This is a genomic window from Bradyrhizobium ferriligni (genome assembly GCF_056837965.1).
In genome coordinates, this window is record NZ_JBXEJO010000121.1 from 1 (window position 1) to 16,306 (window position 16,306).

The 16,306-nt window shown below is 64.7% G+C and carries 16 protein-coding genes; 6 read left to right on the forward strand and 10 right to left on the reverse strand.

The window, feature by feature from the left end; all coding sequences use genetic code 11:
- Nucleotides 1-1,126, forward strand: a 1,126-nt coding sequence (locus AC1VNY_RS40790) for an OmpA family protein (protein WP_482409416.1), incomplete at its 5' end; no start/stop codon positions are given.
- Nucleotides 1,127-1,382: 256 nt separating this feature from the next.
- Here the strand turns inward: AC1VNY_RS40790 and AC1VNY_RS40795 are convergent.
- Nucleotides 1,383-3,140 (reverse strand): alkaline phosphatase, encoded by a 1,758-nt coding sequence (locus tag AC1VNY_RS40795; RefSeq protein ID WP_482409417.1) that lies wholly within the window; start codon nucleotides 3,138-3,140, stop codon nucleotides 1,383-1,385.
- 110 nt (nucleotides 3,141-3,250) lie between these two features.
- Nucleotides 3,251-3,616, reverse strand: a complete 366-nt coding sequence (locus AC1VNY_RS40800) for a nuclear transport factor 2 family protein (RefSeq protein ID WP_482409418.1) — start codon at nucleotides 3,614-3,616, stop codon at nucleotides 3,251-3,253.
- A 95-nt stretch (nucleotides 3,617-3,711) separates the two neighbouring features.
- On the opposite strand from AC1VNY_RS40800, the gene AC1VNY_RS40805 reads away from it, so the two are divergent.
- Entirely contained in the window at nucleotides 3,712-4,299 is a 588-nt protein-coding gene (locus AC1VNY_RS40805; RefSeq protein ID WP_482409419.1) for a TetR/AcrR family transcriptional regulator, read from the forward strand.
- 160 nt (nucleotides 4,300-4,459) lie between these two features.
- Here the strand turns inward: AC1VNY_RS40805 and argG are convergent, their stop codons facing one another.
- From argG to AC1VNY_RS40835, 6 genes are all read right to left on the reverse strand, one after another.
- Nucleotides 4,460-5,797 carry an argininosuccinate synthase gene (gene argG, locus AC1VNY_RS40810; RefSeq protein ID WP_304498070.1) on the reverse strand — a complete coding sequence of 446 codons (1,338 nt, stop codon included), beginning with the start codon at nucleotides 5,795-5,797 and terminating at the stop codon, nucleotides 4,460-4,462.
- An 81-nt stretch (nucleotides 5,798-5,878) separates the two neighbouring features.
- Nucleotides 5,879-6,661 (reverse strand): phosphatase PAP2 family protein, encoded by a 783-nt coding sequence (locus AC1VNY_RS40815; protein WP_482409420.1) that lies wholly within the window; start codon nucleotides 6,659-6,661, stop codon nucleotides 5,879-5,881.
- 39 nt (nucleotides 6,662-6,700) lie between these two features.
- Nucleotides 6,701-7,186 carry a hypothetical protein gene (locus AC1VNY_RS40820; protein ID WP_482409421.1) on the reverse strand — a complete coding sequence of 162 codons (486 nt, stop codon included), beginning with the start codon at nucleotides 7,184-7,186 and terminating at the stop codon, nucleotides 6,701-6,703.
- Nucleotides 7,187-7,190: 4 nt separating this feature from the next.
- Nucleotides 7,191-8,405, reverse strand: a complete 1,215-nt coding sequence (gene rlmN, locus AC1VNY_RS40825; protein WP_482409422.1) for a dual-specificity RNA methyltransferase RlmN — start codon at nucleotides 8,403-8,405, stop codon at nucleotides 7,191-7,193.
- Between the two features lie 75 nt (nucleotides 8,406-8,480).
- Nucleotides 8,481-9,074 carry an invasion associated locus B family protein gene (locus AC1VNY_RS40830; RefSeq protein ID WP_482409423.1) on the reverse strand — a complete coding sequence of 198 codons (594 nt, stop codon included), beginning with the start codon at nucleotides 9,072-9,074 and terminating at the stop codon, nucleotides 8,481-8,483.
- A gap of 164 nt (nucleotides 9,075-9,238) precedes the next feature.
- Nucleotides 9,239-10,075, reverse strand: coding sequence for an SDR family oxidoreductase (locus tag AC1VNY_RS40835; protein ID WP_482409424.1), 837 nt, complete (start codon nucleotides 10,073-10,075; stop codon nucleotides 9,239-9,241).
- A gap of 105 nt (nucleotides 10,076-10,180) precedes the next feature.
- Between AC1VNY_RS40835 and AC1VNY_RS40840 the strand changes: the two genes are divergently transcribed.
- The 3 genes from AC1VNY_RS40840 (at nucleotide 10,181) to AC1VNY_RS40850 (ending at nucleotide 13,676) form a co-directional block, all read left to right on the forward strand.
- A complete protein-coding gene (locus AC1VNY_RS40840; RefSeq protein WP_482409425.1) occupies nucleotides 10,181-11,161 on the forward strand; it encodes an NADPH:quinone oxidoreductase family protein in 981 nt (326 codons plus the stop codon).
- 502 nt (nucleotides 11,162-11,663) lie between these two features.
- Nucleotides 11,664-12,485, forward strand: coding sequence for a hypothetical protein (locus tag AC1VNY_RS40845; protein WP_482409426.1), 822 nt, complete (start codon nucleotides 11,664-11,666; stop codon nucleotides 12,483-12,485).
- Nucleotides 12,486-12,503: 18 nt separating this feature from the next.
- Nucleotides 12,504-13,676: a TAXI family TRAP transporter solute-binding subunit gene (locus tag AC1VNY_RS40850; protein ID WP_482409427.1), complete on the forward strand. Its 1,173-nt coding sequence runs from the start codon at nucleotides 12,504-12,506 to the stop codon at nucleotides 13,674-13,676.
- Between the two features lie 75 nt (nucleotides 13,677-13,751).
- Here AC1VNY_RS40850 and AC1VNY_RS40855 read toward each other — a convergent pair whose 3' ends face one another.
- A complete protein-coding gene (locus AC1VNY_RS40855) occupies nucleotides 13,752-14,150 on the reverse strand; it encodes a YkvA family protein (protein ID WP_304498063.1) in 399 nt (132 codons plus the stop codon).
- 91 nt (nucleotides 14,151-14,241) lie between these two features.
- Nucleotides 14,242-14,547, reverse strand: coding sequence for a 4a-hydroxytetrahydrobiopterin dehydratase (locus AC1VNY_RS40860; RefSeq protein ID WP_016847224.1), 306 nt, complete (start codon nucleotides 14,545-14,547; stop codon nucleotides 14,242-14,244).
- 211 nt (nucleotides 14,548-14,758) lie between these two features.
- Here AC1VNY_RS40860 and AC1VNY_RS40865 point away from each other — a divergent pair, with 211 nt between their 5' ends.
- Nucleotides 14,759-16,162: a TAXI family TRAP transporter solute-binding subunit gene (locus AC1VNY_RS40865; protein WP_482409428.1), complete on the forward strand. Its 1,404-nt coding sequence runs from the start codon at nucleotides 14,759-14,761 to the stop codon at nucleotides 16,160-16,162.
- Nucleotides 16,163-16,306: the final 144 nt, after the last annotated feature.

Genomic DNA, 16,306 nt, shown 5'->3' on the forward strand with positions numbered 1-16,306 from the left:
AGATGGGTATAAGAGACAGCCGTCGGTCGTCCCCGGCTCGGCCGCCGCAACGCCGCCGCCCGGCCGCGCGCAATACGCCCCGCCGACGGTTGCGCCCGCCTTCCGCGCCGCGCCTGCCGTCGCAGCACCGCTGCCGCCGCCGCCGCGCCACGACAACATCAAGCCGCTCGCGATCGGCGCCGCGGTCGGTGCCGGCGTGGTTGCCGGCGCCATCATCGGCGGCAGCATCGCCGACCTGCACAGCCAGCGGCAGGAGGTCGTCGAGGGCGGCCGCACCATCTACACCGAGCCGGACCGCGTCATCATCCGCGATCCGGGCGGCCAGGCCTATGTCCGCGGCGACGACGTCTATCGCTTCCGCTATGGCGCGCGCGATATCCGCACCGAGACGATCGGCGGCGAGACGCGGACGGTCGTGGTTCGTCCCGACGGCAGCGAGATCATCACGGTGGTCGGCTCCGACGGACAGATGCTGCGCCGGATCCGCAGGGATACGGGCGGACGCGAGGTCGTCATCATCGACAACAGCTATCGCGATCCGCGGGCGGTCGGCGGCTTCTATGTCGACGCGCCACCGCCGGTGGTCAACATTCCCTACGATCGCTACATCGTCGACGCTCAGGACGCGTCGCCCGACGTGATCTACGAGACCATGGAGGCACCGCCGGTGCAGCGGATCGAACGGCGCTACTCGCTCGACGAGATCCGCTACAGCCCCAATGTCCGCATGCAGATGCCGAGCATCGACGTCAACACGATCAATTTCGACTCCGGATCGTGGACCGTCCCGCCGGACCAGGCTGCGCGGCTGCAGGTGATCGCCGACGGTCTCAACCGGGCCATCCAGCGCAATCCGCGCGAGGTGTTCCTGATCGAGGGCCATACGGATGCGACCGGCAACGACACCGACAATCTGTCGCTGTCGGACCGCCGTGCGCAATCCGCCGCCGAGCTCTTGACGCAGCAGTTCGGTGTGCCGGCTGAGAACCTGACCTCGCAGGGTTACGGCTCGCAATATCTGAAGGAGCAGACCGACGGACCGAGCCGCATCAACCGGCGCGTCACCGTCCGCCGCATCACCCCGCTGCTCAACGGCGGCACCGCCTCCGCCGCCCCGCCGCGCTGAGCCGGCGCGACATCACGCGACGAAATGGCCGGGAGCGATCCCGGCCATTTTTGTTTCTTCTCCTTCCCCCTGAAAGGGGGAAGGTCGGGATGGGGGGCAACCGCAGGCAACACTGTTTGCGGAGAGAGCAGATCCCCACCCGCTTTGCTCTGGCGAGCAAAGCGACCTCCCCTTTTCAAGGGGAGGTTGGAGAAGTGTCGCCCCGCAAGCGGGAGAGGTACAGCGGGCATGCTGATCGACCCAATCTCATCATTCGTTACTTCCCCGCCCCCAGTCCCAGTGCCTCGACCATCACGCGGAATACTTCGGTGTTGTCCATCGAGCCGTGGACGCGCTCGCTGCCCGGCCCGGTCGCGGTGAGAATGACATCCTCGCCGGAATGCACGCTGGCGCCGATCATCGCCGGCAGCTTGCCGAAGCGCAGCACGACGCCGGGGACATCCTTGTACTTGTCATTGGCCTTGAACGTGTCGGACTGGTCGCCCTTCACGGTCGGCTCGTTCGGATCGTCGAGTTTCGGGCGGAACGTCTCGTAGTGATCCGGCAGGCTGGCCGAGAAGATCGCAAGCCGCCGGCTGACATCGACGCGTGACGGATAACCCTCGGCGTCCGGCGCCGGATAATTCGGAAACCCGGCTTTCTCGTAGACGCCGACGCGCTCGCGCAGCGGCACGTTGGGTGTCGCCGCCATGTCGTCATTGATGGTACCGACCAGGCTGTTCGGATGATTGTGATCGGCCACGACCAGGATCAGTGTGTCGTCGTTGCGCGCTTTCGCCCAGGCCTTTGCCAGCCGCACCGCATTGTCGAGCATGATGGTGTCGTAGGCCGCGCGCTCCATATCGAGCAGATGGGCGTATTTGTCGATCAGGCCGGACTCGACCATCAGGAAGAAACCGGCCTCGTGTTTCGACAGCACCGTGAGCGCGGCCTGAACCTGCTCGGTCAGGTCCGGCTGCTCCGGGAATTTCCTGACGCCACCGCCCTTCAGGAACTTGCGGTCGAGCGCGCCGTCCATGTTGCCGGCGGCGAACAGGCCGAGCAGTTGGCGGGTGTCCGGTTTGGCCGCGAGCGCGGCGAGCTCGCCTGCGGTGGTCGCGACCGGATAGCCGGCGTCGCGGAAGCGCGCGAGATAGTCGATATCGTCCTTGCGTTTCGACCCGGACGAGGATTGCGGCAGGAAGTTCGCGGAGCCGCCGCCCATCAGCACGTCGGGCTTCGCGTCGAAATATTGCGCGACGATCGCGTCATAGGCGGCGCGGCGGCGGGTATGCGCAACCATCGCAGCCGGCGTCGCATCCTCGACCTCGGTGTTGGTGACGATGCCGACGGCGAGGCCCGCCCGGCGCTTGGCGAGGCACGCGATGGCCTCGACCCTGGGATCGTCGAGCGGATCGGGCGTGCGATCGGCGTAGACGCCGAGCGCATTGACCGCGGCCTTGTGGCCGGTGGCGTAAGCGCTCGCGGCATTCGCCGAATCGGTGATGATCGAGTCCGAGCCCGCGGTCGCGACCAGCGCCATATGCGGCATGTCGTCGATCGCGAGCTTGCCGCGGCTCTTGCCCTCCGCAATTCCCTTGGAAAGGATTCGCGCGGCGACGCGATGCGACGGCGACATCCCGTCGCCGATAAACAGAATCACGTTCCTGGCCTTGCGTGCCCCGGTGTCGTAGACGGTCCAGGTCACCTTCCGGCTCTGCGTGCCGTCGCTGACTTCGACGGCGACCTGCCCGGGCTTGGCGAGCGAGACATCGCGCAGCAACAGCGCCGTCTGCTCCCGGCCAGCCTCGCGCGCGGTGAATGTGCCGCCTTGGCCGAACACCGCGGCATAATCCGCGCCGTTCAGCGTGACCTTGAGCTTGGCTTGATCGACCACCCCCGGAAGCTCGACCTTGAAGTCGAATTTGGCGCCGACGAGGATATCGGCGCGATCGATCGGATAGATCGTCTGGGCGAACGCCGGCGCTGCCGACAACGCCAGCGTGACGGCCATACCGGCAACTTGCTTGATCATGATCGATGCTCCGCCCTTGCGCATCATGCGCATCGGAGCGGAGGCTAGTAGCGGCGGATGACGGCGCAATGAGGCGCGCCGGGGCGTATTGCCGCAAGGCCGGCGTGATTTCAGCGCGCCATCTGCTGCGGATCGTAGAAGAAGCGCTCCTCGACCAGCTCCTCGCCGCGCCAGGTCTGCCAGGCGACCTCCTCCATGCTGCGAACCTTGCCGTCCTTGCCGGTGAATTCGAAGCGCCAGCAGATCGCCGAATGATCGCCGTCGAGCAGGAGCGGCCCGAGCCGCGTGGTCTTGACGCCGGCGACCGCGGCCAGCACCGCCGCCTCGCGCGCTGCCAGCGCCTCGCGGCCGACCCGCCACTGGCCGTCATTCTCCTGGGTGCGGGCATCCACCGAATAGAAGTTCCTGATCGCGCCGACATGGTCGTTGGATTCCACCGTGTCAGCGAAGGCTTGCAACGTCCTGAGCGAGGGCATGGGCACTCTCCAGTTACCGACTGATAGTCGGTATTTATCGACCAAGAGTCGGTAAGTCAATTGGCTTGCGTCTGGAACTGGGCTAGAGATGCGCCATGGCAACCCAGGCCGAACGGCGCGAGAAAACCAGAGCCGCCATCGTCAAGGCAGCACGGCGCATTTTTGGCGAGCGCGGCTTTGCCGCTGCGACGATGGACGACATCGCCGCTGGAGCGCGCGTCGCCAAGGGCGCGGTCTATCATCACTTCGCGACCAAGGAGGCGGTGTTCGAGGCGGTGTTCGAGCAGGTGTCAATCGACCTCGTCGCCGATCTCGACCGCATCTCGCGCGCCGAGAACGATCCGCTGGCGGCGATGGCGGCGGGCACGCAGGGCTATTTCGCGGCCTGCTCGAAGGGCCCGACCGGCCAGATCATCTTGCGCGATGGTCCGGCCGTGCTCGGCTGGGAACGCTGGCGCGAGATCGACGCGAAACATTTCGGCGGCAAGTTTCCACGCGCGCTGACAGCGGCGATGGACGCCGGCGTGATCGCCAGGCAGCCGATCGAGCCGCTGGCGCGGCTGCTGCTCGGCGCGGTGACGGAGGCGGCGGTCGCGGTCTCCGCGGGGCCGGACATCGGCAAGACCGGTACCGATTACGCGCGCGCGTTCCGCTCGCTGCTTGATGCGCTCAGGGTGAGGTAGGCGAACTCTCTCCCACGTCGTCCCGGCGAAGGCCGGGACCCATTACCACAGGGTAACGTTGTCGAAGCGCGCTGTGGCCCCAGCGTTGCGCAGCGATTGATGGTCGTGGTTATGGGTCCCGGCTTTCGCCGGGACGACACCGAGTTTTACGTTTGCCGCCTCAATCCTTGTCGTTCTCGAGCTGGAAGATCTGCGCGCCTTCGCCGCTCGAGATGAGGCCGGTCTTGTTGTAGAGACCGAGCTTGGCACGGGTGTCTGATATGTCGAGGTTGCGCATCGTCAGTTGGCCGATGCGGTCGGCCGGCGTGAAGGCGGCGTCCTCGACCTTCTCCATGCTGAGCCGTTCCGGCGCATAGGTCAGGTTCGGGCTCTCGGTGTTGAGGATGGAGTAGTCGTTGCCGCGGCGCAGCTCGAGCGTCACCTCGCCGGTGACGGCGCGCGCCACCCAGCGCTGCGCGGTCTCGCGCAGCATCAAGGCCTGCGAATCGAACCAGCGGCCCTGATAGAGCAGGCGGCCGAGCCGCATGCCGCTGATGCGGTACTGCTCGATCGTATCCTCATTGTGGATGCCGGTGACGAGACGCTCATAGGCGATGTGCAGCAGCGCCATGCCCGGCGCCTCATAGATGCCGCGGCTCTTGGCCTCGATGATCCGGTTCTCGATCTGGTCGCTCATGCCGAGGCCGTGGCGGCCGCCGATCGCATTGGCCTCGAGGAACAGCGCGACCGGATCGGCGAACGTCTTGCCGTTCAGCGCGACCGGCTGGCCTTCCTCGAACCGCACCACGACCTTCTCGGCCTTGACGTCGCAATCGGCGCGCCAGAACGGCACGCCCATGATCGGGTTGACGATGGTGATGCCGCTCGCAAGGCTCTCGAGATCCTTGGCCTCATGCGTCGCGCCGAGCAGATTGCTGTCGGTCGAATAGGCCTTTTCCGCGCTCATCTTGTAGGCGAAGCCTTGCGCGGTCATGAACGCCGACATCTCGGCGCGACCGCCGAGCTCGTCGATGAACTGCTGGTCGAGCCAGGGTTTGTAAATGCGCAGGCTCGGGTTGGTGAGCAGGCCGTAGCGATAGAAGCGCTCGATGTCGTTGCCCTTGTAGGTCGAGCCGTCGCCCCAGATGTTGACGCCGTCCTCCTGCATCGCCGCGACCAGCATCGTGCCGGTCACCGCGCGGCCAAGCGGGGTGGTGTTGAAATAGGTGATGCCGCCGGTCGAGATGTGGAACGCGCCGGACTGGATCGCGGCGATACCCTCATGGACCAGCTGGGTGCGGCAATCGACCAGGCGGGCCTTCTCGGCGCCGAAATCCATCGCCTTGCGCGGGATCGCGTCGTAGTCGGCCTCGTCGGGCTGGCCGAGATTGGCGGTATAGGCGAAGACCTTGGCGCCTTTCAGCTTCATCCAGAGCAGCGCCGCAGAGGTGTCGAGCCCGCCCGAGAACGCGATGCCGACTTTTTCGCCGGTGGGCAGGCTTTTCAGAATCGTACTCATGGGACGGTCCAATCGGTCGAAATCGAAGAGGTTTTCAGGGTTGGCGAATATCAAATTTCGGAAGGCGGGGCACGCCTTTAATCAGGCTTCAGGCTGGCTCGGCTCCGCCCGGCCGCCGCGGCGCCAGCGCTGCATCCACCGGTAGCCGGGCATTGCGAGCCGCGTCAGCGCGGCGTCGACCTGGGCGTCGGTCAGCCGGGTCGCTGCCCAGCGGTAGATCAGCGCGTAGAACAGCCAGACGGTGAAGAAGGACACCAGGCCGGCGATTGCCACGTCGGTGAAAAAATGGCCACCGAAGGCCATTCGCAGCCCGCTGGTGACGATCCCGAACACGGTGGCCCCGGCAAAGGCCAGCGGCCGCCACGCGGGCGGCGTCAGCGCCGCCGGTGCATAGGTCCAGAACGCGGTGGCGCCCTCGCCGGAGAAGAACGAGCAGTTGCGCGGGCAGCCGCCGCGCGGGTCCCACCACGGCATGAATTGCAGGTCGCCGCCGAACTGCGTCACGAACACCGGCCGCGGCCGGCCCCAATAATTCTTGAAGGTGAAATTGGTGAGCACGCCGGCCGAGAGCAGCATTGTGGTGAGCAGGAACACCGCGGCGCGGCCGGACATCAGCATTGGCCGGTCCGGCCGGATGAATTTCCAGACGATGGTCACGATCGCCGGCAGCACCAGTGCCCAGGCGATCCACATCGCCGCATCCCGCGCAAACGACGCCACCGCGTCGAGCTTCATCGGAAAGGTTTTCTGCACGGCATCGTAGAACAGCGCCGCCAGCTTCAGGTCGAGCTCGGGATAGATCCCGAACAGGATGCCGACGATGAGCGCCAGCGCCAGCGCGATGAAAAGTCCGGTCCGGTTCATGGCGCGCGGTTTAGCCGAGGCGGATGAGCATGGGAAGCATCACGGCCGCGGCGATTGCGACGGCAAGGGCGGTGGCGGCGGCAACGGGCGCGGCGGCTCGCGCCAGGCGCCGGCGGTGCGGCCGGCGATCAGCCAGTAGACCAGGCCCGCGACGATGCCCGCGCCGGTCATGATCTCCATGTGCCGGCGCACGATGCCGTGGAATTGCATCGTATCGGGATCGAACGGAACCAGGCCGAGATAGCAGGCCGCGCCGACGATGGCGCCGCCGACGGCATAGGCCAGCACGCTCCGGATGAAGAACGCTTCGGTGATCAGCACCACGATCAGCGCCGGCAACAGCGCGAAGCCTGATATGAAGATGAAACCGAAGCCGAGCACGACGTTGACGGCGCTCTGGTCGATCTGCCCGCCGAAATCGCTGATCTCGGGATACAGCACCGCGACGACCACGATGATCCCTGCCACGAAGCAGGCCATCAGGAAGCCGAACGCGACGACGAACAGGCGGCCGATCAAGGCCATCTAATTAGTCCGTCATCGCCATCGCGCGCAGCGCCTGGCGCTCGCGGGCCGAGAGCTTTTCGGTCTCCGATTTGAGCTGGCCGCAGGCGGCGAGGATGTCGCGGCCGCGCGGCGTGCGCACCGGCGAGGAATAGCCGGCGTTGAAGATATATTCGGAGAATTTCTCGATCTGCTCCCAGTCCGAGCATTCATAGGCGGTGCCCGGCCACGGATTGAACGGGATCAGATTGATCTTCGCCGGAATGCCCTTCAGCAGCTTCACCAGGAGCCTGGCGTCATCGAGCGAATCGTTGACGCCCTTGAGCATGACATATTCGAAGGTGATGCGCCGGGCGTTGGAGGCGCCGGGATAATCGCGGCAGGCTTGCAGCAGCTCCTTGATCGGATATTTGCGGTTCAGCGGCACCAGCTCGTTGCGCAGCTCGTCGCGCACCGCATGCAGCGAGATCGCGAGCATCACGCCGATCTCGTCACCGGTGCGCTGGATGTTCGGTACCACGCCCGAGGTCGACAGCGTGATGCGGCGGCGGGAAATGCCGATGCCCTCATTGTCGGCAACGATCAGGAGCGCATCGCGCACCGCGTCGAAATTGTAGAGCGGCTCGCCCATCCCCATCATCACGATGTTGGTGACGCGGCGCGTGCCGTCCTCGCGGTCGGCCCAGTCATTCAGCCGGTCGCGCGCCACCATCACCTGGCCGACGATCTCGCCGGCGGTGAGGTTGCGCACCAGACGCTGCGTTCCGGTATGGCAGAACGCGCAGTTCAGCGTGCAGCCGACCTGCGAGGAAACACACAGCGTGCCCCGATCGGTCTCGGGGATGTAGACGCACTCGACCTCGTGCGGCCGCTCGACCTTGTCGCCGCTCGGCAGCCGCAGCAACCATTTGCGGGTGCCGTCGTTGGAGATCTGCTCGGCGACCACTTCGGGACGGTCGACGGTAAAATGCTTTTCGAGTTCGGCGCGCATGTCCTTCGAGACGTTGGTCATCTCGGCAAAGTTCTTGGCGCCGCGGAAATACATCCAGTTCCAGAGCTGCTGGGTGCGCATCTTGCGCTGGCCGGCCTGCACCCCGATCTCGCCCAGGCGATCGGCGATCTCGGCGCGCGACAGCCCGATCAGCGACGGCTTGGCCGGCGGCACATAGGTCTCGAGCGGAACCTTCTCGACCAGCGCGCTGGCGCCGGAAACGGCATGGGTGGTCACGGTGTCGGTCATGAAACCTCAAATAGGCCTTCCAGCCGGTGCTGGAAAGCCACCAAATACTTCGATTTTAGGCCTTAAGCCGGTTCTCTAGCGCCGGCAGTCCTGCCCGAGCCGGTCGAGCGCCTGCGCAAGGCCCTTCAGCGAGAAGGTGTCTGTTGTCTCGGTGCCCTTGGCCGAGACGGCTTTTACCGTCAGTTCGGCCGATTTGCGCATGGATTCCACCATCCGCTCCTCTTCGGCCGCATTCTTGATCCAGAGGCCGTCGCCCTGCGTGTACATCGCATAGGTCCCGCCGCCGACCTGAACCGTCGATTCGGAGCCCGGCTTCACGGTGTAGCCGATCATGATCGAGACTTCGTTGACGACCTTCTCCGCCGGACGGGTGGAGATGAAGGCATAGGCCGGATCGCGCGGCCGGTTCGCCGGATTGGTCTTCGACGAGGACGGCTTGGCGAGCGCAAAGCACACCTTCTTGCCGTTGGGCGATGCCGTGTACGCGCCCCAGGTCCCGAATTGGCCGATCAGCGTCGGCTCCGCGCCGCCGGCCGCGGCCGCCGCGGCCGAAGGCGCCGGCTTGGCTGCTTCTTTCGCGGTTTCTTTCTTGGGCGCAGCCTGCCCCGGCGCGAGGGTGATGAACCCGCACAGGATACAAGCAACCAGTGATGTCAGAATCTGCCGCACGGCCAACTGGTTCCCCCATCATTGTGACTGCAAGATGGCCCGGCGATTCCCCTCCGCCGGCTCGGATGGATAACCGGGAAACGCTTTTTTGGGAAGGCAGTTAGGCCGAAAGACGAACGCCGCTCACTATCGTGACTTGGTCGTGCGCACGTCGCGACTCGTTATCACTTGGCGCGCGCAGCGCGCTGCCTCTCCCACTGCGCATCGGTCCATTGCAGCAGGTCCTCGGCACCGGAACTGCGCAAGTGCGAGCCGCCATCCTGCACCACCATCTCGCCGTTAATGTAGCCGGCTTGATCCGAGATCAGGAAGGTCGCGAGATCGGCGAGCTCCGAATGCTCGCCGGCGCGGCCGAGCGGATTGCGATGCGCCCAGCTCTCGCCGCGCCCTTCGGGACGCAACTGTCCGGTCGCACCTGCGGTCGGAAACGCGCCGGGCGCGATCGCGACGGTGCGGATGCCCTTCGGGCCCCACTCCACCGCAAGGCTCTTGGTCATCGCCAGCACCGCGGTCTTGGCCATCGAGGATGGCACCGTGAACGCGCGGCCGGTGATGGTCGAGGTCGAAAGAATCGAGAGCACCACGCCCTTGTGCTTGCCGTCGATCCAGCGGCGGCCGGCGGCGAACGTGCAGTACATCGTGCCATGCAGTGTCGGCGCGAGGATCGCGTCCGCCGCGCGGAATGACAAATGTTCGCTCTGCGCAATAAAGGTTGCGGCAGCATTGTTGACGAGAACGTCGATCGGCGCGTCCTGCCAGACCTGATCCATCATCGCCTCGACCGCCGCGCCGTCGCGGATATCGCATCGCGCGGTGGAAACCTTGGCGCCGAGTTCGCTGCGGAATTTCGCTGCGGTTTCCTCCAGCAGCCCCTCGCGCCGCCCGCAGATGATCAATTCGGCGCCGAGTTCGGCAAAGCGGCGGCCCATCGCCGCGCCGAGGCCGGAGCCGCCGCCGGTGATCAGGATGCGCTTTTTCGCTAGCAGGCCTTTTTCAAACATAGTTTGATCCCTCCGCACTGTATTGTCGCTCCGCCGCAAATCCGGCATGAAGCTTGTAGTCCAAGATCTTGCAGCTCTTTCTGCGTCCGAAACTCAGGTGTGTCCATGAAAGCCATCCTCTGCTCGCAATACTGTCAACCCGACGATCTCGTGCTGGCTGACGTGCCCGATCCGGTGGCGGGTCCCGGCGAAGCCGTGATCGCGATCAAGGCGGCGGCGCTGAATTTCTTCGACATCCTGATGATCCAGGGCAAGTACCAGATCAAGCCGCCGTTCCCGTTCTCGCCGGCCGCGGAAGTTGCCGGCGTGATCGAAAGCGTCGGCGCCGGCGTCACTGACCTGAAGGTCGGCGATCGCGTCGTCGCTTCCTGCGGCCACAACGGCGCGCGCGACAAGATCGCGCTGCCGGCGAATTCGATCGTGAAGATTCCCGACAACCTCGATTACGACCGCGCCGCCGGCATCATCATCATCTACGGCACCGCGCTGCATGCGCTGGAAGATCGCGCAAGCCCGAAGCCGGGCGAGACGCTCGCGGTGTTAGGCGCCGCCGGTGGCACCGGCCTTGCTGCGTGCGAGCTCGGCAAACTGATGGGGTTGAAGGTGATTGCCTGCGCCTCGTCGGACGAGAAGCTGGCATTCGCCAAGCAACACGGCGCCGAGCTGACGCTGAACTATGCGAAGGAAGATCTCAAGGAAGGCCTGCGCAAGCTGACCGACGGCAAGGGCGCCGACATCGTGTTCGATCCGGTCGGCGGCTCCTACGCCGAGGCTGCGCTGCGTTCGACCGCGTGGGAAGGCCGCTTCCTGGTGATCGGCTTTGCCGCCGGCGACATTCCGAAGATCCCGCTCAACCTCGCACTGCTGAAGGGCTGCGATATCCGCGGCGTGTTCTGGGGCGCCTGGGCGCGGCAGAACCCGGACAAGAACCGCAAGAACCTCGAGAAGCTCGTGCAGTGGACCGCGGAAGGCAAGATCTCCTCGCATGTCGACCGCACCTTCCCGCTGTCGCAGACATCAGAAGCCCTGAAGGTGCTCGCCGGCCGCAAGGCGATGGGCAAGGTGATCCTGCACCCGGGAAGCTGAACCGAGATCGCGTAGCCCGGATGAAGCGCAGCGAAATCCGGGACCGAGCCATCCGCGGTTGGAGCAGCCCCGGATTACGCTACGCTGCATCCGGGCTACGGATGCTCCAACCTCCCCTTGAAAAGGGGAGGTCGCTTTGCTCGCAGAGCAAAGCGGGTGGGGATCTGCTCTCTCCACTTACAGCGGCGTCTGCGGCTGACCCCCATCCCGACCTTCCCCCTTTCAGGGGGAGGAGAACGCAGACCTCACTCCTCAGTCGGCACTCCGCGCTTCAGCGCTGCGCGCGCAACGCGAGCAAACCTTGTGAACTTTCTCTGAATTGGCGCGCGCTGCCGCAATCAAACCCAAATTTCTCCCGATTCGCAGCGGCCGAGGCCGCTTTTTGGGCCCAATCGCAAGGCGATTAAGGACCCGTAACGGGCGCTCAGGTACCCCAATAAGAATAACAACCAGACACCAGAGATGCCCGATTGTTGCGTCATAGTAACGGGGAAGCATCATCATGGTGGGGAATTCAGGACACGTTCACGGCAACGATCCGCCGCGCGGCGCAGTCAACGCAGATATCAACGATCCCGGATTTGCGCATTATCGCTACCGACGATCGCATCGGGCAGGCATCGACTTCGGCGCGGACGAACCAGCTCCGCTCTTTCTCTCAAGCCACATTGACGAGTACGACACGGATTGGGAAAGGCGCACGACGATTCCGCGCTCGCGCCTTCGCATCGGCCTGCTGACAGCTTCGACCGTCGCGGCTGTCGCGGCGGCGGTCTTCGCGCTGTTGTCCGCCGGCGTCACGCGCGACACGATCCTGAGCGCCAAGGCCTTATTGGTCGGCGTTTCGCCAGTCGGGGTCCGGGCGGACCTTGCTGAGGCTGTTCGCGCCGTGGCAACGCCAGCATCACCCGCCATCGCGAGCCAGCCGTCGCGCGCTGAGATCGCGGCCGCCTATCAGGAAGCGACTCAGGGCCAAATCGTCGCGGTCGAAGTACCCGCTGCTGCGCCGGTCGAGCCATTACCGGCGGCGCCACAGGCAAGACGCCTCGATCCGGATGCGGTCGCGGCGCTTCTGAAGCGCGCCAACAGCCTGCTTGTGATCGGCGACATCGTATCGGCGCGACTCCTGCTCGAGCGGGCCGCGGATGCGCAGGACGCGGACGCGGCGCTGTTGCTGGCGCGCACCCACGACCCCGACGTGCTGGGGACTTTGGACAAGCGGAGCATCACGCCCAATCCGGAGACCGCGCGCCTCTGGTATCGCAAGGCCGCCGAACTCGGCTCGCAGTCCGCGCAGCAGCGCCTCGCGCAAATGCAGAACTAAGCTCATCTCGAGGGACACATGCGACGCTTGTTTGGATTGGTACTATGCACAGGCATGATGATTTGCGGCCTGGCGGCACGGGCCGAGCAGACCGAATTCGACCCGGCCAAGGTCAGCGACAGCCTGAAGGCCATCTTTCAGTTCGGCTCCGTAAGCACCAAGCAGAGCCTCAACGCCAACACGGTCACGCTGATCTCGGGTACGATCGGCGGCACCTATGTTCAGTTCGGCGCCGATCTCGCCTCCGTGCTCGACGATGGCAATAAGTTGCGCATCCTGCCGATCGTCGGGCGCGGCTCGGTGCAGAGCGTCGCCGACATCCTGTTTCTGCAGGGCGTCGATCTCGGCATCGTTCGATCTGACACGCTCGACTATCTCGAGCGGAAGGGCATCGCGAAAGACATCAAGAAGCAGTTCACCTACGTGACCAAGCTCTATAACGAAGAGATGCACGTGATCGCGTCGAAATCGATCCGTAATCTCAGGGAGCTTGAAGGCAAGACCGTCAGCGTCGACCTTCCCAATGGCGGCACCTTCGTCACCGCACTGACCGTGTTCGAGCGGCTCGGAATGAAGCCGAAGGTCGTCTATATCGAGCAGCGCATCGCCTTGGAGAAACTGAAGGCCGGCGAAATCGACGCGGTAATCGTCTGTGGCGGCAAGCCTTACAAGTCCGTGAGTGGCTTCAAGGACGACCGGTTCCACCTGGTGCCGGTCAACTACGAGAAACCGTTGCAGGACGACTATCTGCCGGCGAGCCTGTCGGCCAAGGACTATCCCAACCTGATTTCGGGCGAGGAGCGCGTTGACACGATCGCCGTTCCTGCCGTGCTTGCGGCCTACAACTGGGCACCGAAGACGGAGCGCTACAACAAGCTGGCCAATTTCGTGGATGCGTTCTTCACAAAATTTCCGACGTTCCAGAATCCGCCGTTCCATCCGAAGTGGCGGGAGGTCTCGCTGTCGGCGCCACTGCCGGGCTGGCAACGCCTGCCGGTAGCCCAGCAATGGCTGGACCGCCACGGCGTCGAAGCTGCCACGCGCACCCGTTTCGATGAATTCCTGAAGCAGAGCCCGGCGGCGACGCGCTTGCAGAGCGACGCCGACAAGGAGGTGCTGTTCAAGCAGTTCCGGGCGTGGGAAGCGGAAAACAACTCTCGTGCCCAACTGCGCGCCGGCGAGAAACGCTAGACTCCTCGGACCCGGATCGGGCGCAGCGAAACCCGCGACTGCTCAATCGATTGGCGAGAAAGACCACGGATTACGCTACGCTTCATCCGGGCTACTTTCCGCGCCCTCCGCTACCCCGCGCTTCAGCGCGGCGCGGGCGGCATCGCGATGCTCCGGCGTGATGTGGCTTGCCACAATGCGGAGCGCGGTTGCGAGCACCGCGGCGTCATCGGTGAAGCCGAGGATCGGCAGCATGTCGGGCACGAAATCGAACGGCAGGATGAAATAGGCGATCGCCCCGAGCAGCGCCGCCTGCACATGGCGCGGCGTCTGCCGGTCGAACGCGCAGTAATAGGCAGCCAACAGGTCCTCCGCGAACGGCAGGCTCGCCACCACCTTCTTGAACTTGATCCAGAAACGGCGGCGCACGCTTTCAGGGTCCTGCGCCAGCCGATCGGCAGGCCCAAATCCCACACCGTGTTCGCTCGATGTCATCGCAAGGTTCCTCGACGCCGCGCCGGTTCGGCGGCGGACGATGCGAATCTGGGGATATCGGCGGACCCGCGCAAGGTTGCGCGCGCCGGGCTCAACTGACCCCAAGCTGCCTTGCGATCGCGTTCATGGCCTTGGCGAGGTCGATGTCGCGCTTGGTCACCCCGCCGACATCGTGGGTCGACAGCACCACCTCGACCGTCTTGTAGACGTTTTTCCACTCGGGGTGATGGTCGCTCTTCTCGGCGACCAGGGCGGCGCGGGCCATGAACCCGAAGGCCTCGTTGAAGTCCTTGAACACGAAAGTCTTGGCGATCGCCTCGCGGCCGGACGTTTCCGACCAGCCGGCCAGTTCCCAAAGGGCGGCCTTCCTTGCCTCCGCTGACAGCCGTTCGACCATGGTAACCTCCCGTTTAACGCCGACTTTAGCCTAACAACCGGCCTCCGGGATGGGATCCATGCCCAAATTAAGGCCGAAATCGCGTCCTATCGCCGCTGGTAACCATGACGGAGTTGTAACATCTGTCCATTCAGTAATTTGCTACACATAGGGAATGTATGCGCGTTGGTAGTTTTGCGAGATTGAGCCCCGACGATTGTTTGCGAGATCGATGACAGACGGCTCCGCCAGCATGTCGCCCAAGCCGCTGCGTTCGGCAAAGCGGCGGCTGATGTTTGTTTTGATCGCGGGCGCGCTGGCCATCATAGGCACGTTGCTGGCGGGCTATTATTTCGCCGTGCGTCCGGTGACGCTGCGGATCGCGGTCGGTCCCGCCAACAGCGATGACCTCAAGGTCGTGCAGGCGCTGGCGCAGGCCTTCAACAACCAGCAGCAAACCCAGGTCAAGCTGAGGCCGGTGCAGACCGAGGGCGCCGCCGCCAGCGCGCAGACGCTGGCCGACGGCAAGGCCGATCTCGCCATCATCCGCGGCGATCTCGAAGTGCCGAAGAATGCCCAGGCGGTCGCGACCCTGCGCAAGAATGTCGTGGTGATGTGGGTTCCGCCCGCCAAGGGCAAGGTCCGGAAATCCGCGCGGATCACCAAGATCGCGCAGCTTGCCGGCCGCAAGATCGGCGTCGTCGGCCGCACCCCGGCCAATGTCAATTTGCTGAAGCTGATCCTGACGCAATACGGCGTCGACCCGATGAAGGTCGAGATCGTGCAATTCCCGGCCAATGAGGTGGCGGAAGCGATCAAGAACCTGAAGGCCGACGCCTATCTCGCCGTCGGCCCGGCCAACAGCAAGATCACGATCGATGCGATCACGGCATCGGTCCGCGACGGCGGCGAGCCGAGCTTCCTTGCGATCGACGCCTCGGAGGCGATTGCGCAGAACCATCCGGCCTATGAGGCCGCGGAAATCCCCGCGGGCTCGCTCGGCTCCGCCGACCGGCCCGACGATGAGGTGAAGACGATCAGCTTCTCGCACCACATCGTTGCGCGGAAGGGCCTGTCGGACTCGACGGTCGCGGCGTTCACGCGGCAATTGTTCGCGATCCGGCAGTCGCTCAAGACCGATTTCCCGCTTGCCGCCAAGATCGAGACGCCGGACACCGACAAGGATGCCACCATTCCGGTGCATCCGGGCGCCGCCGCCTTTGTCGACGGCGAGGAAAAAACCTTCCTCGACCGCTACAGCGATTACATCTGGTGGAGCCTGATGGCGTTCTCGGCGATGGGCTCGGCCGGTGCGTGGTTCGCCGGCTATCTCAAGCAGGACGAACGCAACACCAATACTTCGCAGCGCGAACGTCTGCTGGAGATGCTGAAGGCCGCACGGCAAAGCGATTCAATCGAGGAACTCGACCAGATGCAGGCGGAGGCCGACGACATCCTGCGCCACACGCTGGACTGTTTCGAGCACGGCGCAATCGAGGAAGGCACGCTGACCGCGTTCAACATCGCACTCGAGCAGCTTCATAACGCCGTCGCCGACCGCAAGGCGCTGCTGTTCAGCATGCCGCAAAATTTGCAACGGACTGCGAGCCAGTTCAGGGCGGCGGGCACGGCGTAGAAGCGTCGCCACTCTATCCACGAACTCCCTTCGCCTCTCCCGCTTGCGGGGGAGGCCGACGCGCGTAGCGCGGCGGGTGGGGGTCTATCCGCAATGAGACTCGTGGAGAGAGCCCCCACCCCACCCTGACTCTTATACACAGCT

What these genes read in the sequence shown, in the direction of transcription:
- AC1VNY_RS40795 (WP_482409417.1), bottom strand. Translation starts at nt 3,140, where the DNA reads ATGATCAAGCAAGTTGCCGGTATGGCCGTCACGCTGGCGTTGTCGGCA.
- AC1VNY_RS40800 (WP_482409418.1), bottom strand. Translation starts at nt 3,616, where the DNA reads ATGCCCTCGCTCAGGACGTTGCAAGCCTTCGCTGACACGGTGGAATCC.
- AC1VNY_RS40805 (WP_482409419.1), top strand. Translation starts at nt 3,712, where the DNA reads ATGGCAACCCAGGCCGAACGGCGCGAGAAAACCAGAGCCGCCATCGTC.
- argG (WP_304498070.1), bottom strand. Translation starts at nt 5,797, where the DNA reads ATGAGTACGATTCTGAAAAGCCTGCCCACCGGCGAAAAAGTCGGCATC.
- AC1VNY_RS40815 (WP_482409420.1), bottom strand. Translation starts at nt 6,661, where the DNA reads ATGAACCGGACCGGACTTTTCATCGCGCTGGCGCTGGCGCTCATCGTC.
- AC1VNY_RS40820 (WP_482409421.1), bottom strand. Translation starts at nt 7,186, where the DNA reads ATGGCCTTGATCGGCCGCCTGTTCGTCGTCGCGTTCGGCTTCCTGATG.
- rlmN (WP_482409422.1), bottom strand. Translation starts at nt 8,405, where the DNA reads ATGACCGACACCGTGACCACCCATGCCGTTTCCGGCGCCAGCGCGCTG.
- AC1VNY_RS40835 (WP_482409424.1), bottom strand. Translation starts at nt 10,075, where the DNA reads ATGTTTGAAAAAGGCCTGCTAGCGAAAAAGCGCATCCTGATCACCGGC.
- AC1VNY_RS40840 (WP_482409425.1), top strand. Translation starts at nt 10,181, where the DNA reads ATGAAAGCCATCCTCTGCTCGCAATACTGTCAACCCGACGATCTCGTG.
- AC1VNY_RS40845 (WP_482409426.1), top strand. Translation starts at nt 11,664, where the DNA reads ATGGTGGGGAATTCAGGACACGTTCACGGCAACGATCCGCCGCGCGGC.
- AC1VNY_RS40850 (WP_482409427.1), top strand. Translation starts at nt 12,504, where the DNA reads ATGCGACGCTTGTTTGGATTGGTACTATGCACAGGCATGATGATTTGC.
- AC1VNY_RS40855 (WP_304498063.1), bottom strand. Translation starts at nt 14,150, where the DNA reads ATGACATCGAGCGAACACGGTGTGGGATTTGGGCCTGCCGATCGGCTG.
- AC1VNY_RS40860 (WP_016847224.1), bottom strand. Translation starts at nt 14,547, where the DNA reads ATGGTCGAACGGCTGTCAGCGGAGGCAAGGAAGGCCGCCCTTTGGGAA.
- AC1VNY_RS40865 (WP_482409428.1), top strand. Translation starts at nt 14,759, where the DNA reads ATGACAGACGGCTCCGCCAGCATGTCGCCCAAGCCGCTGCGTTCGGCA.